The sequence below is a fragment of the Streptomyces sp. BB1-1-1 genome, from assembly GCF_031597775.1.
Classification (GTDB): Bacteria; Actinomycetota; Actinomycetes; order Streptomycetales; family Streptomycetaceae; genus Streptomyces; species Streptomyces thinghirensis.
The window spans coordinates 4,472,553-4,493,409 of sequence record NZ_CP134203.1; the positions used below are offsets into that span (position 1 = coordinate 4,472,553).

At 70.7% G+C, this 20,857-nt stretch carries 16 protein-coding genes; 9 read left to right on the forward strand and 7 right to left on the reverse strand.

The window, feature by feature from the left end; genetic code table 11:
• Positions 1-317 precede the first annotated feature (317 nt).
• Positions 318-1,430 (reverse strand): LacI family DNA-binding transcriptional regulator, encoded by a 1,113-nt coding sequence (locus RI578_RS20570; protein ID WP_310872429.1) that lies wholly within the window; start codon positions 1,428-1,430, stop codon positions 318-320.
• 401 nt (positions 1,431-1,831) lie between these two features.
• Between RI578_RS20570 and hisC the strand changes: the two genes are divergently transcribed.
• The gene (hisC, locus tag RI578_RS20575; protein WP_310872430.1) at positions 1,832-2,911 is read left to right on the forward strand and encodes a histidinol-phosphate transaminase; all 1,080 of its coding nucleotides are present in this window, start codon (positions 1,832-1,834) and stop codon (positions 2,909-2,911) included.
• 74 nt (positions 2,912-2,985) lie between these two features.
• On the opposite strand, the gene RI578_RS20580 is transcribed toward hisC, so the two are convergent.
• Complete coding sequence (locus tag RI578_RS20580) at positions 2,986-3,360, reverse strand: cyclophilin-like fold protein (RefSeq protein WP_310872431.1); 375 nt, start codon at positions 3,358-3,360, stop codon at positions 2,986-2,988.
• Positions 3,361-3,570: 210 nt separating this feature from the next.
• Between RI578_RS20580 and RI578_RS20585 the strand changes: the two genes are divergently transcribed.
• From RI578_RS20585 to RI578_RS20605, 5 genes are all read left to right on the forward strand, one after another.
• Positions 3,571-5,076, forward strand: a complete 1,506-nt coding sequence (locus RI578_RS20585) for a cytochrome ubiquinol oxidase subunit I (protein WP_310872432.1) — start codon at positions 3,571-3,573, stop codon at positions 5,074-5,076.
• 20 nt (positions 5,077-5,096) lie between these two features.
• On the forward strand, positions 5,097-6,101 hold the full coding sequence (cydB, locus tag RI578_RS20590; RefSeq protein WP_310872433.1) for a cytochrome d ubiquinol oxidase subunit II: 1,005 nt from the start codon (positions 5,097-5,099) through the stop codon (positions 6,099-6,101).
• Positions 6,102-6,173: 72 nt separating this feature from the next.
• Positions 6,174-9,677, forward strand: coding sequence for a thiol reductant ABC exporter subunit CydD (gene cydD / locus RI578_RS20595; protein ID WP_310875817.1), 3,504 nt, complete (start codon positions 6,174-6,176; stop codon positions 9,675-9,677).
• Between the two features lie 82 nt (positions 9,678-9,759).
• Positions 9,760-11,442 carry a GAF domain-containing protein gene (locus tag RI578_RS20600; protein WP_310872434.1) on the forward strand — a complete coding sequence of 561 codons (1,683 nt, stop codon included), beginning with the start codon at positions 9,760-9,762 and terminating at the stop codon, positions 11,440-11,442.
• A gap of 122 nt (positions 11,443-11,564) precedes the next feature.
• Positions 11,565-12,614: a peptidoglycan DD-metalloendopeptidase family protein gene (locus RI578_RS20605; RefSeq protein WP_310872435.1), complete on the forward strand. Its 1,050-nt coding sequence runs from the start codon at positions 11,565-11,567 to the stop codon at positions 12,612-12,614.
• A 12-nt stretch (positions 12,615-12,626) separates the two neighbouring features.
• On the opposite strand, the gene RI578_RS20610 is transcribed toward RI578_RS20605, so the two are convergent.
• The 5 genes from RI578_RS20610 to RI578_RS20630 form a co-directional block, all read right to left on the reverse strand.
• Complete coding sequence (locus RI578_RS20610) at positions 12,627-13,514, reverse strand: HAD family hydrolase (protein WP_310872436.1); 888 nt, start codon at positions 13,512-13,514, stop codon at positions 12,627-12,629.
• A gap of 48 nt (positions 13,515-13,562) precedes the next feature.
• Positions 13,563-14,468, reverse strand: coding sequence for an LLM class flavin-dependent oxidoreductase (locus tag RI578_RS20615; protein WP_310872437.1), 906 nt, complete (start codon positions 14,466-14,468; stop codon positions 13,563-13,565).
• A 30-nt stretch (positions 14,469-14,498) separates the two neighbouring features.
• Complete coding sequence (locus tag RI578_RS20620; protein WP_310872438.1) at positions 14,499-15,080, reverse strand: RNA 2'-phosphotransferase; 582 nt, start codon at positions 15,078-15,080, stop codon at positions 14,499-14,501.
• Positions 15,081-15,190: 110 nt separating this feature from the next.
• Positions 15,191-16,948, reverse strand: a complete 1,758-nt coding sequence (locus RI578_RS20625) for an SDR family oxidoreductase (RefSeq protein ID WP_310872439.1) — start codon at positions 16,946-16,948, stop codon at positions 15,191-15,193.
• Positions 16,945-17,799, reverse strand: a complete 855-nt coding sequence (locus tag RI578_RS20630; protein WP_310872440.1) for a M24 family metallopeptidase — start codon at positions 17,797-17,799, stop codon at positions 16,945-16,947. The genes RI578_RS20625 and RI578_RS20630 overlap by 4 nt, the downstream gene beginning before the upstream one ends.
• Before the next feature lie 282 nt (positions 17,800-18,081).
• Here RI578_RS20630 and RI578_RS20635 point away from each other — a divergent pair, with 282 nt between their 5' ends.
• The 3 genes from RI578_RS20635 to RI578_RS20645 are packed head-to-tail and all read left to right on the forward strand — an operon-like array spanning position 18,082 to position 20,850.
• Positions 18,082-19,044, forward strand: a complete 963-nt coding sequence (locus tag RI578_RS20635) for an ABC transporter ATP-binding protein (protein ID WP_310875818.1) — start codon at positions 18,082-18,084, stop codon at positions 19,042-19,044.
• The gene (locus RI578_RS20640) at positions 19,034-19,942 is read left to right on the forward strand and encodes an ABC transporter permease (RefSeq protein ID WP_310872441.1); all 909 of its coding nucleotides are present in this window, start codon (positions 19,034-19,036) and stop codon (positions 19,940-19,942) included. The genes RI578_RS20635 and RI578_RS20640 overlap by 11 nt, the downstream gene beginning before the upstream one ends.
• Positions 19,939-20,850: an ABC transporter ATP-binding protein gene (locus RI578_RS20645; protein WP_121747942.1), complete on the forward strand. Its 912-nt coding sequence runs from the start codon at positions 19,939-19,941 to the stop codon at positions 20,848-20,850. The genes RI578_RS20640 and RI578_RS20645 overlap by 4 nt, the downstream gene beginning before the upstream one ends.
• Positions 20,851-20,857: the final 7 nt, after the last annotated feature.

Genomic DNA, 20,857 nt, shown 5'->3' on the forward strand with positions numbered 1-20,857 from the left:
TCTGCACCGCTTCGGACTGCCTGGTCGCAGCGGCCCACGGTGTGTGGGCCCATCATAGGAATGCGGATCGCGCTGTGTGATGACCCAGGGGTGGTGAATCAGAACAGGACTCCGCTTCACCGCGGCTTTCGCCCCGATTGGGCCGGGCTTCGACCGTCCGCAGTGCGGTGTGATCATGCCCCGGACGTGCCGGATGCCGTCTTCGCCGCCCTCGCCGCCACTCCCGTACGGGGGTGGCGCCGCACCCGCTGGGCCGTCGGCGCTCCCGAGCGGGCGCGTCGGCCGGGCCCCGCCTTCCCGTTTCCGAGGCGGTGGCCCTACTTGCCCTCGGGTGACCGCGGCGGGCTGACCGTCGTCCGTGGCGGGCGCCGCTGCGAAGACGTGCGCACGATCAGTTCGGTCGGTATCACCTGCTCGACCGGCTGATCCGAGTCGAGCCCCTCGATGGCGTCGATGAGGACCTGGATCACCGCCGTGCCGATGCGGCGGGGCTTCAGCGACAGGGTGGTGATGGGCGGTTCGGTGCTGGCGTACACGGTGGACTCGCTGCAGCAGACCAGCAGCAGGTCCTCCGGGACGCGCAGCCCGTAGCGGCGGGCGGCGGCGAGCAGGTCGGTGCCGTTCGGGTCGAACAGACCGTAGACGGCGTCGGGCCGGTCGGGGCGGGCGAGCAGCCGGTCGGCGGCGACGGCGCCGGCGCACGGGTCGTGTGCCGGATAGGCCTCGTAGACCGGGTCCTGGCCGACGCGCTCGCACCAGCGCAGGTAGGCGGTGGTCGACAGATGGGTGTACGTGTCGGTCGTGGTGCCGGTGAGCAGGCCGATCCTGCGGGCACCGGCGTCGGCCAGGTGGTCGAGGATGCCGAGTACGGCCGCCTCGTGGTCGTTGTCGACCCAGGCGGTCACGGGGAGCGAGCCGGCCGGGCGGCCGTCGGAGACGACCGGTAAACCCTGGCGTACCAGTTCGCTGACGACCGGGTCGTGGTCCGAGGGGTCGATGACGACCGTGCCGTCGAGCGCGACGTTCGACCACACGTCGTGACGGGAGGTCGCCGGGAGGATGACGAGGGCGTATCCGCGGGCCAGCGCGGCGGACGTGGCGGCCCGCGCCATCTCGGCGAAGTACGCGAACTCGGTGAAGGTGAAAGGTTCATCCCCGTATGTCGTCACGGTCAGGCCGATGAGTCCGGACTTGCCGGTGCGGAGCGTGCGGGCGGCGGCCGAGGGCCGGTAGCCCAGTCGGTCGGCGACCTCGCGCACATGGCGCCGGGTGGCATCCGGGAGTCGGCCCTTGCCGTTGAGGGCATCGGAGACGGTAGTGATGGATACTCCGGCGGCGGCGGCCACGTCCCTGATGCCCGCCCGGCCCGGCCGGCTGCCTCGACGTGAGGTTTCCGCGCGGCTCACCTGGTGCTTCCCTGCTGCTGTCATGGCGAGCCGATAGTAGGGCTCATGGGGTGGGGTAGGGCGGACGCATATGCACGCGTTGACAGTCACGTTTCTGCATGATCATTAAGCTGCAACAGCCTTCGAAAGCAAGCAAGTTGGTTGACTGCATCCCATTACCTGGCGTGTCGACCAGTGAGGGCCTGCCAAGTGGCAGATGTTGCGAAGAGGTCTCAACTCACCTGCACGAGGGATGCGCGCCACGGCGCGAGCCACCGGCGCGTAGATATATGTGCGGCGCGCCCCCCGAATCGTGCGCCTTCGTGCGCTGATGCCCCTGATGCCGGTGTGACGGATGAGGTCTGGCCTCACCTATACGCAGCGGCGCTGAATCCTCATAAGGTGAGAAGTATTCGATGCCGGTGGTGGTCACGAGGAGGACTGCGGTGAGCGAGACGAGCCCGAAGCTGCGCGCCGAACTGGAGGGAATTCCCACCTACAAGCCGGGCAGGCCCGCCGCGGCCGACGGTCCGGTGGCCTACAAGCTGTCCTCCAACGAGAACCCCTATCCGCCCCTGCCGGGCGTGATGGAGACGGTGACGGCCACGGCCTCGTCGTTCAACCGGTACCCGGACATGGCCTGTACGGCCCTGATGAGCGAGCTGTCGGACCGGTTCGGTGTGCCCCTCTCTCACCTGGCCACCGGCACCGGCTCGGTCGGTGTGGCCCAGCAGCTCATCCAGGCGACCTCGGGCCCGGGCGACGAGGTCATCTACGCCTGGCGCTCCTTCGAGGCGTACCCGATCATCACGCAGATCAGCGGCGCGACGTCCGTGAAGGTGCCGCTGACACCGGGCGACGTGCACGACCTGGACGCGATGGCGGCCGCGATCACGGACCGGACCCGGCTGATCTTCGTCTGCAACCCCAACAACCCGACGGGCACGGTGGTGCGGCGGGCCGAGCTGGAGCGGTTCCTCGGTCAGGTGCCGAGCGACGTGCTGGTGGTCCTCGACGAGGCCTACCGCGAGTTCATCCGGGACCCCGAGGTGCCGGACGGTGTCGAGATCTACCGTGAGCGGCCCAACGTCTGCGTCCTGCGTACCTTTTCCAAAGCGTACGGCCTCGCCGGCCTGCGGGTCGGGTTCGCGATCGCCCACGAGCCGGTGGCGGCGGCGCTGCGCAAGACGGCGGTGCCCTTCGGGGTCAGCCAGATCGCGCAGGAGGCGGCGATCGCCTCGCTGCGCGCCGAGGACGAGTTGATCGGCCGGGTCGGTTCGCTGGTGTGCGAGCGCACGCGCGTGGTCGACACGCTGCGCGCACAGGGCTGGACGGTGCCCGAGACCCAGGCCAACTTCGTGTGGCTGCGGCTGGGGGAGCGCACGGTCGCCTTCGCCGACGCCTGTGAGCAGGCAGGCGTGGTCATTCGACCGTTCCCGGGCGAGGGTGTGCGGGTGACGGTCGGCGAGAGCGAGGCGAACGACATCTTCCTCAAGGTGTCGGAGGAGTTCCGCAACGAGCTGTAGGCCGCTGTAGGACTTCGCAAGACCGCTGTGGTGGTCGGCGACCGCTGTAGTGGTGGTCGGCCGCTGTAGTGGTTCTACGCGTCGACGCGTTCGACGCGTATCGGGTCGCCGTCGCGCACCGTCGCCAGCAGGCGCGGATCGCCGTCGAGACGACCCAGGACATTGCAGGGACTCGCGAGGCGGCATTCGTCGCCTCGCGAGATCGGCGTGGGCCCGTACGGCAGCGCCAGAGCGTCGCCGTCGGTCCAGAAGGCGACCGTGCCCGGCTCCACGACCTCCCGGGCGTCCGTTTCACGTGAAACCGACATACCCGTGTCGAAGTACACCTCCTCGCCCCATGTGTGGGCGGAGGCAGTGAACGGCAGGGCCTTGAGCAGCGCCTGCGTGGTCGGGGTGTCGTCGAGCGCTGCGGTGAGGTGACCCGCGGGCCATGAGATCCGAATCTTCATGCGGCGAATTCAACAAGTTGTTGAAGCTCTTGCCAAGGGGTTGACGTCACAGGGGACCCCCCTTCCGGTGTCGAAAAGCTGTACGTCATAATTGCTTGTGAATGTGAACGCGTTCACAAGCGTGTCCCGGTTGCGCCCGAGATAGGTGTGACATACACGCTCAAAGCACCGCCGGCCACGGCGATGTGGCGATGTAAGGAGACTGACGACGTGGACATGGCTCTGGCGCCGGAGACGCTGGCGCGATGGCAGTTCGGCATCACGACCGTCTACCACTTCCTGTTCGTCCCGCTGACGATCTCGCTGGCCGCCCTCACGGCCGGACTGCAGACCGCCTGGGTCCGTACCGAGAAGGAGAAGTACCTCAGAGCGACCAAGTTCTGGGGCAAGCTCTTCCTGATCAACATCGCCATGGGTGTCGTCACCGGCATCGTGCAGGAGTTCCAGTTCGGCATGAACTGGTCCGACTACTCCCGCTTCGTGGGTGATGTCTTCGGTGCTCCGCTCGCCTTCGAGGCGCTGATCGCCTTCTTCTTCGAGTCCACCTTCATCGGTCTGTGGATCTTCGGCTGGGACAAGTTGCCCAAGAAGATCCACCTGGCCTGCATCTGGATGGTCTCGATCGGCACCCTGCTGTCGGCGTACTTCATCCTCGCGGCCAACTCCTGGATGCAGCACCCCGTCGGCTACCGCATCAACGAGGAGAAGGGCCGCGCCGAGCTGACCGACTTCTGGGCCGTCCTGACCCAGAACACCGCGCTCAACCAGGTCTTCCACAGCTTCTCGGCGGCCTTCCTGACGGGTGGCGCCTTCATGGTCGGCATCGCCGCCCTCCACCTGATGCGCAAGAAGCACATCCCGGTGATGCGGACGTCGCTCCGGCTCGGCCTGGTCACTCTGGCGGTCGGCGGCATGCTCACCGCGATCAGCGGCGACACCCTCGGCAAGGTCATGTACGAGCAGCAGCCGATGAAGATGGCCGCCGCCGAGGCCCTGTGGGACGGCGAGGAGCCGGCGCCGTTCTCCGTCTTCGCCTACGGAGACGTCGACAAGGGCCACAACAAGGTCGCCCTGGAGATCCCCGGACTGCTGTCCTTCCTCGCCCACAGCGACTTCGACTCGTACGTGCCCGGCATCAACGACACCAACAAGGCGCTGCAGGAGAAGTTCGGCCCCGGTGACTACAAGCCCATCGTCCCCGTCGCCTACTGGGGCTTCCGGTGGATGATCGGCTTCGGCATGGCGTCCTTCTCCCTCGGCCTGCTGGGCCTGTGGCTGACGCGGAAGAGGTTCCTGCTGCCGGCCGCGCTGCGGACCGGGGAGGACGAGGTGCCGCACCTGGTGCTGCTGCGCAAGCCGCTCGGCGCCAGACTCACCCGCCTGTACTGGCTCCTGGCCCTCTGGACGATGGCCTTCCCGCTGATCGCCAACTCCTGGGGCTGGATCTTCACCGAGATGGGCCGGCAGCCCTGGGTCGTCTACGGCGTGATGCAGACCCGCGACGCGGTCTCCCCCGGTGTCTCCCAGGCGGAGGTCATCATCTCGATGGTCGTCTTCACCACGCTCTACGCCATCCTCGCCGTCATTGAGGTCAGGCTGCTCGCCAAGTACGTCAAGGCGGGCCCGCCCGAGCTCACCGAGGCCGACCTCAACCCGCCCACGAAGATCGGCGGCGACCTCCGTGACGCCGACAAGCCGATGGCCTTCTCGTACTAGGCCGAGGGAGCTGCACAGTCATGGAACTGCACGACGTCTGGTTCGTTCTGATCGCCGTCCTGTGGACGGGCTACTTCTTCCTGGAGGGCTTCGACTTCGGGGTCGGCGTGCTCACCAAGCTGCTCGCCCGGAACCGGGCCGAGAAGCGGGTCCTGATCAACACCATCGGGCCCGTGTGGGACGGCAACGAGGTATGGCTGCTCACGGCCGGCGGTGCGACCTTCGCCGCCTTCCCCGAGTGGTACGCCACTCTCTTCTCCGGCTTCTACCTGCCTCTGCTCGTCATCCTGGTCTGCCTGATCGTCCGGGGTGTCGCCTTCGAGTACCGCGTGAAGCGGCCGGAGGAACGCTGGCAGCGCAACTGGGAGACCGCGATCTTCTGGACCTCGCTGCTCCCGGCGTTCCTGTGGGGCGTGGCCTTCGGCAACATCGTGCACGGCGTGAAGATCGACCGGGACCTGGAGTACGTCGGATCCGTCTGGGACCTGCTCAATCCGTACGCCCTCCTGGGCGGCCTGGTCACGCTGACGCTGTTCACATTCCACGGGACGGTGTTCACGGCGCTCAAGACCGTCGGTGAGATCCGCGAAAGGGCACGGACCCTCGCGCTGCGCGTCGGCCTTGTCACGGCCGTGCTGGCTCTGGCTTTCCTGGTCTGGACGCAGGTCGACAGCGGGGACGGCAAGAGCTTGGTCGCCCTCGTGGTGGCCGTCGCCGCCCTGGTCGTCGCCCTGGTGGCCAACCAGGCCGGCCGCGAGGGCTGGGCATTCGCGCTGTCCGGCGTCACCATCGTGGCCGCCGTGGCGATGCTCTTCCTGACGCTCTTCCCGAACGTCATGCCGTCCACGCTCAACGCGGACTGGAGCCTCACTGTCACCAACGCTTCGTCCAGCCCTTACACCCTGAAGATCATGACTTGGCTGGCCGCGGTCGCCACGCCGGTCGTCCTGCTCTACCAGGGCTGGACGTACTGGGTGTTCCGCAAGCGGATCGGCACCCAGCACCTCGCCGAACCCGCGCACTGAGTCCGGCAGGGTGTGTCTCACGCGGCTCGTTTCACGTGAAACACACTCTCTGGACGGGAGGGCATGTTTCACGTGAAACCCATCGATCCACGTCTTCTGCGGTACGCCCGCGCCACCCGGTTCTTTCTGACGGCGGTCGTCGTCCTGGGCGCCGTCGGGGCCGGGTTGCTCGTCGCACAGGCGATGCTCATCGCCGAGGTGGTGGTGGGCGCCTTCCAGCACGGCATGGCAGCCAGCGAACTCCGTTCTCCCCTGCTGCTTTTGGTGGCTGTCGCCTGCGGCCGTGCGCTGGTCGGCTGGCTCACCGAGCTGGCCGCGCACCGGGCGAGCGCGGCAGTCAAGTCCGAGCTGCGGAGCCGGCTGCTGGAGCGGGCCACCACGCTCGGTCCCGGTTGGCTGAGCGGGCAGCGGACCGGGTCGCTGGTGGCGTTGGCCACCCGTGGAGTCGACGCCCTCGACGACTATTTCTCGCGCTATCTGCCCCAGTTGGGTCTCGCGGTGGTCGTACCCGTGGCGGTGCTGGCCCGCATCGTCACCGAGGACTGGGTCTCGGCGGCCATCATCGTCGGCACCCTGCCCCTCATCCCGATCTTCATGGTGCTGATCGGCTGGGCCACGCAGTCCCGGATGGACCGCCAGTGGCGGCTCCTGTCCCGGCTCTCCGGGCACTTCCTGGACGTGGTCGCCGGGCTGCCGACGCTGAAGGTCTTCGGGCGGGCCAAGGCGCAGGCCGAATCGATCAAACGCATCACCGGTGAATACCGGCAGGCGACCATGCGGACGCTGCGGATCGCCTTCCTGTCGTCCTTCGCGCTTGAACTGCTCGCCACGCTCTCCGTAGCACTCGTCGCCGTCACCATCGGCATGCGGCTCGTCCACGGCGACATGGCCCTGTACGACGGCCTGGTGGTACTCGTGCTGGCGCCCGAGGCCTATCTGCCGCTGCGGCAGGTGGGGGCGCAGTACCACGCGGCGGCGGAGGGGCTTGCCGCCGCCGAGGAGATCTTCGAGGTGCTGGAGCGGCCCGTGCCGGCCTCGGGGACCGCCGGTCCTCCGCCGGCGGGCGACGCGCTGTCCGTCGAGGGCGTGACCATCCGCTATCCCGGACGCGCCGCGGCCGCCGTGACGGACGTGAGCTTCACCGTCCAGCCCGGGGAGACGGTCGCGCTCGTCGGTCCGAGCGGGGCGGGCAAGTCGACGCTCCTCAACGCCCTCCTCGGTTTCGTGCAACCGGCCGGTGGGCGAGTCCGCATCGGGGGAGCCGATCTCACCTCCCTCGACCTGGCGCAGTGGCACGCCCGCGTCGCCTGGGTGCCTCAGCACCCGCACCTTTACGCCGGCACCATCGCCGAGAACGTACGCCTGGCCCGGCCCGACGCCGACGACACCGCCGTACAGCGGGCGCTGCGGGACGCGGGCGCGCTGGAGTTCGTGGACGCGCTGCCCGAGGGGACGGGGACCGTGCTCGGGGAGGACGGCGCCGGGCTGTCCGCCGGGCAGCGGCAACGGCTGGCGCTGGCCCGGGCGTTCCTCGCGGACCGGCCGGTACTGCTGCTCGACGAGCCGACGGCCGCCCTGGACGGGGCGACCGAGGCCGAGGTCGTGGCCGCCGTGCGAAGGCTGGCGGAGGGGCGGACGGTACTGCTGGTGGTGCACCGCCCGGCGCTGCTGGAGGTGGCCGACCGGGTGGTGCGACTGGAGGAGCCGACGCCCGTCGCCGCGGTCGACGGCATTTCCGTGGCGCCCGCTGCCCGCCCCCTCGACGAGATAGCTGGAGCCACTGCTCCGACTCCCCCGCAGGACGCGGCTCCCTCGACGCCCGCCGGAGGAGGCGTCCTCGCCCGGGTGCGGGCGATGTCCGGCGCCCGGCGCGGACGGCTCGTCCTCGCGCTGCTGCTCAGCAGCCTGGCGCTCGGCAGCGCCGTCGGTCTGATGGCCACTTCCGGGTACCTCATCTCGCGGGCCTCCGAGCAGCCGCCGGTGCTGTATCTGATGATGGCCGTGACGGCGACGCGCGCTTTCGGGATCGGGCGGGCCGTGTTCCGCTACGCCGAGCGGCTCGTGTCGCACGACGCCGTGCTGCGGATGCTGGCCGACACCCGGGTCGCCGTGTACCGGCGCCTCGAGCGGCTGGCGCCTGCGGGGCTTCGCCGCAGCCGCCGGGGCGACCTGCTGTCCCGGCTCGTCGCCGACGTCGACGCCCTGCAGGACTACTGGCTGCGGTGGCTGCTGCCCGCCGCGTCCGCAGTCGTCGTCTCCGCCGCGTCGGTCGGTTTCACGGCCTGGCTGCTGCCGGAGGCCGGCGTCGTGCTCGCGGTCGGTCTGCTGGCGGCCGGAGTCGGGGTCCCGCTCGTCACCGGCGCGGTGGCACGGCGGGCCGAGCGCAGGCTCGCCCCCGCCCGAGGCGTGCTCGCCACCAGGGTGACCGATCTGCTCACCGGTACCGCCGAGCTGACCGTCGCCGGTGCTCTGCCCGCGCGGGCCGCCGAGGCGCGCCGGGCCGACGGCACGCTCACCGGGATCGCCTCGCGTGCCGCCACCGCCACCGCGCTGGGTGACGGCCTCACCGCGCTGATCTCCGGCCTGACCGTCGCCGGGGCCGCCCTCGTCGGGATCCAGGCGGTCGCCGACGGCCGGCTCGCCGGCGTGGCCATGGCCGTCGTCGTACTCACGCCGCTGGCCGCCTTCGAGGCCGTACTCGGGCTGCCGCTGGCCGTGCAGTACCGGCAGCGCGTGCACAGGAGCGGGGAGCGGGTGTACGAGGTGCTCGACGCCCCCGAGCCCGTACGGGAGCCGGAGACGCCCCGGCAGGCGCCCGCGTCGCCGTTCCCCGTCGTCCTCAAGGGGCTGGCCGCGCGCCACGCCGGGCAGGACCGGGATGCCCTGGTGGGGCTGGACCTGACTCTGGCGGAGGGTCGGCGTATCGCCGTGGTCGGTCCCTCCGGGTCCGGCAAGACGACGCTGGCCCAGGTGCTGCTGCGGTTCCTCGACGCGGACGCGGGTTCCTACACGCTGGCCGGCGTGGACGCCTACGCCTTGGCCGGCGACGACGTACGGCGCCTGGTCGGGCTGTGCGCCCAGGATGCGCACCTCTTCGACAGCTCGGTGCGCGAAAACCTGCTCCTGGCCAGGAAGGACGCCACCGAGGACGAGCTGCGCGACGTGCTGGGCCGGGCCCGGCTGCTGGAGTGGGCGGACAGCCTGCCCGACGGCCTGGACACGCTGGTCGGTGAGCACGGGGCCCGGTTGTCCGGCGGGCAGCGGCAGCGGCTGGCCCTCGCCCGGGCGCTGCTCGCCGACTTCCCCGTCCTCGTACTCGACGAGCCCGCGGAGCACCTCGACCTGCCGACCGCCGACGCGCTCACCGGCGATCTGCTGGCCGCCACCGAGGGCCGTACCACCCTGCTGATCACGCACAGGCTGGCGGGTCTGGAGGCCGTGGACGAGGTGATCGTCCTGGGTGAGGGCCGGGTCGCGCAGCGGGGGACGTACGCGGAGCTGGCCGCGGTGCCGGGGCCGCTGCGGGCGATGGGGGAGCGGGAGGCCGCGGCGGAGCTGCTGGTGGGAGCCCACTGACCGGCAGCCCCGGACCGAGGCCCGACGAAATTCTCAGTGAATCCGACTTTCCTGAACAAAAGGGGCTCATTAGGCTCGGGTCATGCCCCCAGCACCGCCTCCCGGCCCCCCGCCGCACCGCGAGGAGGTATCGGCCGAGCTCCTGGCACGGGTACCGAGACTGCTGGACGCGATGCGGTCCGTCGGCAGCGGACTGGAGCTGCACTCCACGCTGAACCGGATCTGCGAGACTGCGGCCGACCTGGCGAACGCCCGGTACGCGGCCATCGGCGTCGTGGCCGAGGACGGTGACGGCCTCGCCGACTTCGTGCACCACGGCGTCGACGAGGCGACCGCCCGACGCATCGGCCACCTGCCCGACGGCCGCAAGGGCCTGCTGGGCGCCCTCATCCGCGACCCGGAGCCGGTCCGGCTCACGGACCTGAGCGAGGACCCGCGCTCGTGCGGTTTCCCCGAGCACCACCCGCCGATGCACGCCTTCCTCGGCGTCCCCATCCGTGTGCAGGGGGAGATCTTCGGCAACCTCTACCTGACGGACAAGCACGCGGGTGAGCCGTTCAACGACTACGACCTCGCCATGGTCCGCGTCCTGGCCACGGAGGCCGGCATCGCCATCGGCAACGCGCGTCTGTACGAGGCCGCCCGGCAGCGGGAGCGCTGGATCGACGGGTCGGTCGCCGTGACCACCGCGCTGCTGTCCGGCGGCGACATCGACGACGCCCTCCAGGTCGTCGCCGAACAGGCGCGCCGGCTCTCCGGAGCGGCCGCCGGAATCGTGCTGCTGCCGGCCGACGGGGGCGGGCTGGAGATCGCGGCCGTGGCAGCGGAGCATCCCACGAATGACCTGGGCAGAGTCATCCCGCCGGACAACGGCATCGTCGCCGAACTACTCGCGGGGCGAGCCCTGTTCGTGGACGACGCCGCCACCGACCCGCGCCTGGAGGCCGGGCCGGTGCGCGCCTACGGTCCGGTCATGCTGCTGCCCCTGTGCCGGGACGGGCGGGTCCTCGGGAGCCTCGTCATGCCCCGCGCCCGGGGGGATCGCCCGTTCACCCGGGCGGAACGCGCACTCGGCGACCGGTTCGCCTCGCAGGCCGCGCTGGCGCTGATGATGGCCGACGCCCAGCGCGACCGGGAGCGGCTCGCGGTGTACGAGGACCGCGACCGCATCGCCCGGGACCTGCACGACCTCGTCATCCAGCGGCTGTTCGCCACGGGGATGATGCTGGAGAGCGCCCAGCGCAGGTCGGTCGTCCCCGAGGTGCGCGACGGGGTGGGCGGGGCCGTCGACGAACTCGACGTCACCATCCAGGAGATCCGCTCGGCGATCTTCGCGCTGCGGCAGCCGGCCGAGGCGCCCGTGGGGCTGCGCACCCGTGTGCTGCGCGAGATCACCATGGCCGCGGTCCCGCTCGGGTTCACGCCCTCGCACCACTTCGTCGGCCCCGTGGACGCCGCCGTCGGCGAGCTGACCGGCAAGAACCTGATCGCGGCGCTGCGCGAGACCCTGTCCAACGCCTTCCGGCACGCCCACGCCACCCGGATCGAAGTGGTCGTCGACGCGACGGCGACTCTGGCGGACGGCCGGTGGGGCGTGCGGCTGACCGTCGCGGACGACGGCGTCGGCATCCCCGAGGGCGGTCGGCGCAGCGGCCTGCACAACCTCGAGCGCCGAGCCGAGACCGTCGGCGGCGCCAGTCGGCTCGGGCCGGGCATCGGTGCGGACGGCGCCGGCACGACGGTGCTGTGGGAAGCACCGTACTGAGGGCTGCCGACGCGGTGTTGCCCCATGTGCAGCAGCCGCACTGAGCCGAGTGCAGCAATCGGTCCCCCGCTCGTACGACCTGAACAAGACCGTGCGCCCCCGTTCGGTCCACGATCGCTGACATGCGCTCACCTCGCCGCCATCCGCTGCTCGTGCCGGTGTTGCTGTGCGCGCTCGCCGTGCTCGCGGCCCGCCCCACCGACGCCATGGACGAGGACGGCGGCTCCGGCCCCGCTCTCGGCGCTCAGGTGGCGCGGCTGTACGAAGAAGCGGGCAGGGCCACCCAGCAGTACGAGGAGGGGCGGCGCGAGGCCGAGGCGCAGCGGTCGAAGGCCCTCGAGTACGAGAAACGGCTCGACCGGCAGCGGCAGAAGATCGACGCCATGCACGAAGACCTGGGCCGCATCGCCCGCGCCCAGTACCGCAGCGGTGGCGGGCTCCCGCTCACCGCGCAGATGATCCTCGCGGAGGATCACGACGAACTGATGCGAGGTCAGCGAGCGCTCTCCCGCGCGGATCTGGCTGTCAACAACGCCATCGGCAAGAGCCTGCGGGCCGAGGCCCGCCTCGCCGCCGACGAGGCCAAGGCGCAGGCGGCCTGGCAGGCGTTGGAGGCGCGCAACGCCGGTCTGGCGGAACTGAAGAAGAAGATCGAGGGCAAGCTGGAGGCGGCGCGGTCACGGCTGGAGGGGCAGGCGGACGCCTCCGTCGCGGCCGGTTCGTGTCCCGGCGCGGTCCGCCTCGACCAGCCGGGCGGGCGCTCCAGCCGGTCCTGGGTGGCCCCGGTGGAGACGTACGAGCTGTCGGCGTCCTTCGGCAGCGGCGGGAGCCGGTGGGCGACCCGGCACACCGGCCAGGACTTCGCGGTGCCGGTCGGCACACCGGTGCGGTCGGTCGGCACGGGCCGGGTGGTGAAGGTGTCGTGCGGTGGCGCCTTCGGCATCCAGGTCGTGGTCCAGCACGCGGGCGGCTATTACACGCAGTACGCCCACCTCGCCGCTGTCGCCGTCGACCAGGGCGACCGGGTCCGTCCCGGCCAGTGGGTCGGGCAGTCGGGCAGCACCGGCAACTCCACCGGACCGCACCTGCACTTCGAGGTACGGGTCACCCCGGAGATGGGCTCGGGGCTGGACCCGGTGCCGTGGCTGTCACAACGTGGTGTGCCGCTCTGACGGCGCCGGCCGCTAGGACAGGTCCGTCAGCATCCGCTCGATCACGACCGCCACCCCGTCGTCGTTGTTGGCCACCGTCCGCCCCGACGCGGCGGCGATCACGTCCGGGTGCGCGTTGCCCATGGCGTACGACCGCCCCGCCCAGGTGAGCATCTCAACGTCGTTCGGCATGTCACCGAAGGCGACGACCTCCTCGTGCGAGATGCCGCGCTCGGCGCAGCACAGGGCGAGCGTGCTGGCCTTGGAGACCTCCGGCCCGCTGATCTCCAGCAGGGCGCTGGGGCTGGACCGGGTGACGTTGGCACGGTCGCCGATGGCGAGGCGGGCCAGCGTGAGGAAGCCGTCGGGGTCCAGCTCGGGATGGAAGGCGAGGATCTTGAGGACCGGCTCGGCGGCGGCGCGACCGCCCGGCGCCAGGATCTCCTCGGCGGGCAGGAGGTCGTCGGGGACCTCCATGTGCAGCTTCGGATACGCAGGCTCCTGATGGAAGCCGTACGTCTGCTCGACCGCGTACACCGTGCCGGGCGCCGCCTCGCGCAGCAGTCGTACGGCGTCCAGCGCGTTGTCCCGGGCCAGCTCCCGGACCTTCACGAACCGGTGGGCGCCGGGGCCGCCGTGCAGGTCGACCACAGCGGCGCCGTTGCCGCAGATGGCGAGGCCGTGACCGTGGACGTGGGCACTGACGACGTCCATCCAGCGGGCGGGGCGGCCGGTGACGAAGAAGACCTCGATGCCCGCCTTCTCGGCGGCGGCCAGCGCGGCGACCGTGCGCGGTGAGACCGACTTGTCGTCGCGCAGCAGGGTGCCGTCGAGGTCGGTGGCGATGAGCCGCGGGCGGGTGGCGGCGGCCGGGGGCTCGGGCTGTCGGGTCGCTGAGGTCACCGGGTCATTGTCACGCATATGCCTGCACGACCGTGCGCGAGTCCGCACATCTGTGAGCTACGGCTCTCATTCCTTCAGCTGCGCCGGCGCCTCCATGGCGATCCGCTCGAAGATCTTCTCGTCCGCCGTGAAGTCCGAGTCGGGGATCGGCCAGTGGACGACGAGCTCGGTGAAGCCCAGATCGCGGTGCCTGCCCGCGAAGTCCACGAACGCGTTCACGGACTCCAGCGGCCGGCTGCGGTCGGGTGTGAAGCCGGTGAGCAGGACCCTGTCCAGCTCACTCACCTCGCGGCCGATCGCGGCGCAGGCGTCGGCCAGCTTGTCGCCCTGCTCCCGCAGCGCGCGGTCCGACTGCTCGGGAGTGCCGTTCTCGTACAGCTTCGGGTCCCCGGTGGTCACCCATGCCTGTCCGTACCGCGCGGCGAGCCGCAGCCCGCGCGGGCCGGTCGCGGCCACCGCGAACGGCAGCCGGGGTCGCTGCACGCATCCCGGGATGTTGCGCGCCTCGTGCGCCGAGTAGTAGTCGCCCTCGTACGACACGGCGTCCTCGGTCAGCAGCCGGTCGAGCAGCGGGAGGAACTCGGCGAGCCGGTCGGCCCGCTCTCGGGGAGTCCACGGCTCCTGGCCGAGCGCGGTGGCGTCGAAGCCCGTGCCGCCCGCTCCTATGCCGAGCGTGACCCGGCCGCCGGAGATGTCGTCGAGGGAGATCAGCTCCTTGGCGAGCGTCACCGGGTGCCGGAAGTTCGGCGAGGTCACCAGGGTGCCCAGGCGAAGCCGCTCGGTGACGGCCGCGGCAGCGGTGAGCGTCGGCACGGCACCGAACCACGGGCCGTCCCGGAAGCTCCGCCAGGACAGATGGTCGTAGGTGTACGCGGTGTGGAAACCGAGCTGCTCGGCACGCGTCCAGGTCGCACGGCCGCCTTCGTGCCAGCGGCGGTACGGGAGGATGACGGTGCTCAGACGCAGACTCATGCTTCCGAGCCTATGCGGCCGGCCCCCGTTTCACGTGAAACAACCACCGGCGTCACCGTACGCGACGCGCACATACCGCGGTGGCACGCTCTTCGTCAGCCAGACCCCGTTGGCGCTGACGTGGAAGACATGGCCGTCGCGGTGCATGGCGGCGGCGTCCACCGACAGCACGATCGGTCGGCCACGGCGGGCACCGACCCGGGTCGCGGTCTCTCGGTCCGGCGAGAGGTGCACGTCGTGCCGGTTCATCGGCCTCAGCCCCTCGGCGCGGATCGCGTCCAGGTGCCGGGCCACGGTCCCGTGGTAGAGGAACGGCGGCGGGGTCGCCGCGGGCAGGGCGAGGTCCACGTCGATGGTGTGGCCCTGGCTGGCACGGATACGGGTGCCCTCGATCGCGAAGCGCCGCTTGTCGTTGGTGGCGACCACGTGGTCGAGTTCCTCGCGGGTGAAGCGGAAGCCGTGCGCCGCGGCTGCGGCGATCAGCGTGTCGATCTCCACCCAGCCGGCCTCGTCGAGCGCGAGCCCGATTCTCTCCGGCTGGTGGCGCAGATGCTTCGACAGATACTTGGACACCTTCACGGTGCGCCTGTCGTCCACGTGTTCCTGTTGCATGGAATCAGCGTGCCGAGAGAGGCGCGCGTCACGCGATCGATTTTGCAGCCGAGGTTTGATCCACAGCCAAGTGCGGTTATCCACAGGCTGGTTGGCACAGTCTGTGGAAACTACAGTGGCGGCTTCACACGCGCGAGACGCCTCAACGCTCCTGGAACGAACCGGGACAAGAGATGGGCGCCACGCGCCTCCGGCGTCACCGGGACCACGGCCCTGTTCCGCACGACCGCCTCCAGGACGGCGTCGGCCACCTTCTCCGGCGGGTAGTTGCGCAGCCCGTACAACCGCGCCGTGCGCCGCTGCCGTCGCTTCTCCTCGTCGGCGTCGACGCCCGCGAAGTGCGCCGTGGAGGTGATGTTGGTGTTGACGAGGCCGGGGCACACCGCCGTGACGCCGATTTCCTGCCCGGCCAGCTCGGCGCGCAGGCACTCGCTCAGCATCAGCACCGCCGCCTTGGAGGTGCTGTAGGCGGGCAGCGCCCTGGAGGGCTGGAAGGCCGCCGCAGACGCGGTGTTGACGATGTGGCCGCCCTGCCCGCGCTCGGCCATCTGCCTGCCGAAGAGGCGGCAGCCGTGGATCACGCCCCAGAGATTGACGTCGAGGACCTTCTTCCAGTCCTCCGGCGTGGTGTCGAAGAAGGAGCCCGACATGCCGATCCCGGCGTTGTTCACCAGGACGTCCACCACGCCGTACTCGGCGGCGACCTTGTCCGCCAGCTTCTCCATCGCCTGCTCGTCGGAGACGTCGACGGTCTCCGCCCAGGCCGCGGGCGCACCGACCAGCCGGCACAGCTCCGCGGTACGGGCGGCGGCCTCGGCGTCCCGGTCGACGGCCACCACGCGTGCGCCGGCCTCGGCGAAAGCGAACGCCGTGGCCCGCCCGATGCCGTTGCCCGCGCCGGTGACCAGCACCAGCTGCCCGCCGAAGCGGTCGGCGTACTTCCCGCTCGCCGCGGCCTCGGGCCGGCCGCCGTCGACGGCGGTGACGAACTCCGTGATCCACTCCGCGAGCCGGTCCGGACGGGTGCGCGGCACCCAGTGCTTGGCAGGCAGCGTGCGGCGGGTCAGCCGCGGTGCCCACAGCTCCAGGTCGTCGTAGAGCCGCTCCGACAGGAACGCGTCGCCGAGGGGCGTGATGAGCTGCACGGGCGCGTGCGCGTAGGCGTCGTCGCGCGGGCGGCGCAGCCGGGGCCGGACGTTGTCCCGGTACAGCCACGCCCCGTGCGCCGCGTCCGACGGCAGGGACGGGGTCGGGTAGTCGCCGCCGGGCACCTTCTCGACGCGTCGCAGGATGCCCGGCCAGCGCTTCCCCAGGGGGCCGCGCCAGGCCAGTTCGGGCAGTACGGGCGTGTGCAGCAGGTAGACGTACCAGGACTTGGCGCCCTGGCCGAGGAGCTGGCCGACCCGGCGCGGGGTGGGGCGCCTCAGACGCCTGTTGATCCAGTGGCCGAAGTGGTCGAGGGACGGACCGGACATCGAGGTGAAGGAGGCGATGCGGCCCTCGGTGCGCTTGACCGTGACGAACTCCCAGGACTGCACCGAGCCCCAGTCGTGGCCCACCAGGTGCACGGGCCGGCCGGGACTGACGGCTTCCGCCACGGCCAGGAAGTCGTCCGTCAGCTTCTCCAGCGTGAACCCGCCGCGCAGCGGGCTCGGCGCGGTGGACCGGCCGTGGCCCCGGACGTCGTAGAGGACCACGTGGAAGCGGTCGGCGAGGCGGTTGGCGACCTCGGACCAGACCTCCTTGCTGTCCGGGTAGCCGTGCACCAGGACGACCGTGGGCTGGTGCGGGTCGCCCAGTTCGGCCACGCACAGCTCGACCCCGCCCGTGTGCACCCAGCGCTCCCGCGCACCGTCCAGCACCGTCATTTCTCCTCCGCCCAGCGCCGCACGTGCGGCAGATCGTCGTCCAGCCAGAAGGCGCTCTGCTCGGGGTCCGCGGAGTCGGTGACGACGAGGATCTCCTCGAACTTCGCGCCGGTGCCCCGGAAACCGAGGTGGGGTTCGACCGCCCACAGCCCCGGCCGGGGCGGGTGGTCGGAGAAGCGGTACGGCGACCACAGCGGGGACCAGCCCTCGCGGTGGCCGTGCAGCGCGTCGCTCGCCAGTCCCTTGAGCGCCTGCGTGCCGAAGCCGAACAGGCGTGGCGACAGGCGTCGTTCCCGCACCCGGTCGACCTTGTGGGCGATCACGCCGAAGGGGTAGGCGCGGTGCCGGTTGGCGTAGCCCTGGCGGACCATGAGCCGGTCCACGTCCTCGTAGATCTGCCGCAGCGGGCGGCGATCGCGCACCTCGCGCAGGATCAGCTCGCGGTGCGCCTCCAGGTCGGCCATCAGCCGCCGCTGCACGGGATTGGGGCCGAGCGAGCCGGAGTAGCCGATGTCGGCGGTGAAACCTCCGTACACCGGGGCCATGTCCAGGATGAACGGCATGCCCGCCTCCAGCCGGCGCCCAGTGGGGAAGAACTGCAGCGGAACGCGGAAGTCCGTGAAGGCCGTGCGGTCGCCGAACCAGGCGAAGGGCAGGTGGAACCAGTCCCGCACGCCCCGCTCCCGCAGCCACTCGCGCTGCATGCGGGCCGCTTCCCGCTCGGTCACCCCCGGTTCCAGCCGGGCCGCCACGGCCTCGGCGCACTCGTAGGCGAGACGCTGCACCTGCCGGAATCCGCGCAGCTCCGTGCGGAATTCCGCGCCCGGTTCCGATGTCACTGCCGTCGTCATGCCACCCCGTCCCACCCGTCGGTCCGTCCACACGCCCACGAGCCGGGCGCGGTCCGTGCGACCGAGCTACTCGCGCGTAACGTGACGTCGCCGAATCTCCCAGCTGTTAGACCTCGCGTCAATAGTGCGGGCGGAGGGCAGGGCACACGGCCCCGGAAGACCGCTCCGTAGCTCTCAGGCACGGCATCCCCTACGGGCCCGTACTACTCGAGTCTGACTCCAAGACGGCTCTCCGGTCTGACGACCTCAGTGGCGCGCGTCACTACTGTCGTGGATGTGACTGTGATCGCGACCGAAAGCCTGAGCAAGCGGTACCCACGGGTGACCGCGCTCGACCGGCTCTCCGTGGACGTCGGACCCGGTGTGACCGGACTCGTCGGTGCCAACGGCGCCGGCAAGTCCACCCTGATCAAGATCCTGCTGGGTCTGTCTCCCGCCACCGAGGGCCGGGCCGAAGTGCTCGGACTCGATGTCGCGACCAAGGGCGCCGACATCCGCGAGCGAGTCGGCTACATGCCGGAACACGACTGCCTGCCGCCCGACGTCTCGGCCACCGAGTTCGTCGTCCACATGGCACGCATGTCCGGCCTGCCACCCACCGCCGCCCGCGAACGCACGGCCGACACCCTGCGCCACGTCGGCCTGTACGAGGAGCGCTACCGGCCCATAGGCGGCTACTCGACCGGCATGAAGCAGCGCGTGAAGCTCGCGCAGGCCCTCGTCCACGACCCCCAGCTGGTCTTCCTCGACGAGCCCACCAACGGTCTCGACCCGGTCGGCCGCGACGAGATGCTCGGCCTCATCCGCCGGATCCACACCGACTTCGGCATCTCCGTCCTGGTCACCTCGCACCTGCTGGGTGAACTGGAACGCACCTGCGACCACGTCGTCGTCGTGGACGGCGGCAAGCTGCTGCGCTCCAGCTCCACCACGGACTTCACCCAGACCACGACGACCCTCGCGATCGAGGTCACCGACACCGACGAGCACCCCGACGGCACCCGCGCGGTGCGCGACGCGCTCGACGCGCGCGGGGTGACCGTCCAGGACGGCAGCGGCCTGCCCGGCGCCGGCCACGTCCTGCTGCTCACCGCGGCGGGCGAGGAGACCTACGACCTGGTCAGGGACGTCATCGCCGACCTCGGCCTCGGCCTGGTGCGCATGGAGCAGCGCCGGCACCACATCTCGGAGGTCTTCCAGGACAGCGACGCAGAACGGAAGGAGGCGGTCGGCCATGGCAGCTGAACAGCCCACAGCCACGGTGCCGGGTGACCAGACCCGCATCCACAACATCGGCTACCGCAGCTACGACGGCCCTCGCCTCGGCCGCGCCTACGCCCGCCGCTCGCTGTACTCGCAGTCCCTGCGCGGCGCCTACGGCCTCGGCCGCTCGGCGAAGTCCAAGGTGCTGCCGATGCTGCTCTTCGTGGTGATGTGCCTGCCCGCGGCCATCATGGTCGCCGTCGCCGTCGCCACCAAGGCGAACGACCTGCCCCTGGACTACACGCGCTACGCGATCGTCCTCCAGGCCGTCATCAGCCTCTACGTCGCCTCGCAGGCACCCCAGTCCGTCTCGCGCGACCTGCGCTTCAAGACCGTGCCGCTGTACTTCTCGCGGCCGATCGAGACCGCCGACTACGTCCGGGCCAAGTACGCGTCGCTGGCCTCGGCCCTGTTCATCCTCACCGCCGCCCCCCTGCTGGTGCTCTATGTGGGCGCGCTGCTCGCCAAACTCGACTTCGCGGACCAGACCAAGGGGTTCGCACAGGGACTCGTCTCCGTGGCACTGCTCTCGCTGCTCTTCGCCGGCCTCGGCCTGGTGGTCGCGTCGGTCACCCCGCGCCGCGGCTTCGGTATCGCGGCCGTCATCGCCGTCCTGACCATCACCTACGGCGCGGTCTCCACGCTCCAGGCCATCGCGGACGTCCAGGGCAGCTCCGGGTCCGTCGCCTGGATCGGCCTGTTCTCGCCGATCACCCTCATCGACGGCGTGCAGTCCGCCTTCCTGGGCGCCACCTCGGCCTTCCCCGGCGGGGTCGGCCCGAGCAACGGCGAGGGCGCGGTCTACGTCCTCGTCACCCTGGGCCTGATCGCCGGCGCCTACGGCCTGCTGATGCGCCGCTACCAGAAGGTGGGACTGTGACCACGCTGAACATCGACCACGTCTCCCGCTGGTTCGGCAACGTGGTCGCCGTCAACGACATCACCATGACGATCGGCCCCGGCGTCACCGGCCTGCTCGGCCCCAACGGCGCGGGAAAGTCCACCCTCATCAACATGATGGGCGGCTTCCTCGCCCCCTCCACCGGCAGCGTCACCCTCGACGGGCAGCCGACCTGGCGCAACGAGGCCATCTACAAGCACATCGGCATCGTCCCCGAGCGGGAGGCGATGTACGACTTCCTCACCGGCCGCGAGTTCGTCCTGGCCAACGCCGAACTGCACGGCCTCGGCGCCAAGGCGGCCCACGAAGCGCTCGCCACGGTCCAGATGGAGTACGCGCAGGACCGGAAGATCGCCACGTACTCCAAGGGCATGCGGCAGCGCGTCAAGATGGCGAGCGCCCTCGTCCACAATCCCTCGCTGCTCCTGCTGGACGAGCCCTTCAACGGCATGGACCCGCGCCAGCGCATGCAGCTGATGGACCTGCTGCGCCGCATGGGCGACGAGGGCCGCACGGTGCTGTTCTCCTCGCACATCCTCGAAGAGGTCGAGCAACTCGCCTGGCACATCGAGGTCATCGTCGCCGGACGGCACGCGGCCAGCGGTGACTTCCGCAAGATCCGCCGCCTGATGACCGACCGGCCGCACCGCTACCTGGTGCGTTCCAGCGACGACCGGGCTCTCGCGGCGGCGCTGATCGCCGACCCGTCGACGTCCGGCATCGAGGTCGACCTCGCCGAGGGCGCGCTGCGCGTCCAGGCCGTCGACTTCGGCCGGTTCACGGCCCTGCTGCCGAAGGTCGCCCGCGACCACGGCATCCGGCTGCTCACGGTCTCGCCGTCCGACGAGTCCCTCGAGTCCGTCTTCTCGTATCTCGTCGCGGCGTAGGAGGCCG

Excerpts from the sequence above, each read along its gene's own strand:
- cydB (WP_310872433.1), top strand. The coding sequence starts at position 5,097 with ATGGAACTGCACGACGTCTGGTTCGTTCTGATCGCCGTCCTGTGGACG.
- RI578_RS20630 (WP_310872440.1), bottom strand. The coding sequence starts at position 17,799 with ATGACGACGGCAGTGACATCGGAACCGGGCGCGGAATTCCGCACGGAG.
- RI578_RS20605 (WP_310872435.1), top strand. The coding sequence starts at position 11,565 with ATGCGCTCACCTCGCCGCCATCCGCTGCTCGTGCCGGTGTTGCTGTGC.
- RI578_RS20600 (WP_310872434.1), top strand. The coding sequence starts at position 9,760 with ATGCCCCCAGCACCGCCTCCCGGCCCCCCGCCGCACCGCGAGGAGGTA.
- RI578_RS20640 (WP_310872441.1), top strand. The coding sequence starts at position 19,034 with ATGGCAGCTGAACAGCCCACAGCCACGGTGCCGGGTGACCAGACCCGC.
- RI578_RS20620 (WP_310872438.1), bottom strand. The coding sequence starts at position 15,080 with ATGCAACAGGAACACGTGGACGACAGGCGCACCGTGAAGGTGTCCAAG.
- RI578_RS20570 (WP_310872429.1), bottom strand. The coding sequence starts at position 1,430 with ATGACAGCAGCAGGGAAGCACCAGGTGAGCCGCGCGGAAACCTCACGT.
- RI578_RS20625 (WP_310872439.1), bottom strand. The coding sequence starts at position 16,948 with ATGACGGTGCTGGACGGTGCGCGGGAGCGCTGGGTGCACACGGGCGGG.
- RI578_RS20580 (WP_310872431.1), bottom strand. The coding sequence starts at position 3,360 with ATGAAGATTCGGATCTCATGGCCCGCGGGTCACCTCACCGCAGCGCTC.
- RI578_RS20610 (WP_310872436.1), bottom strand. The coding sequence starts at position 13,514 with ATGCGTGACAATGACCCGGTGACCTCAGCGACCCGACAGCCCGAGCCC.
- RI578_RS20615 (WP_310872437.1), bottom strand. The coding sequence starts at position 14,468 with ATGAGTCTGCGTCTGAGCACCGTCATCCTCCCGTACCGCCGCTGGCAC.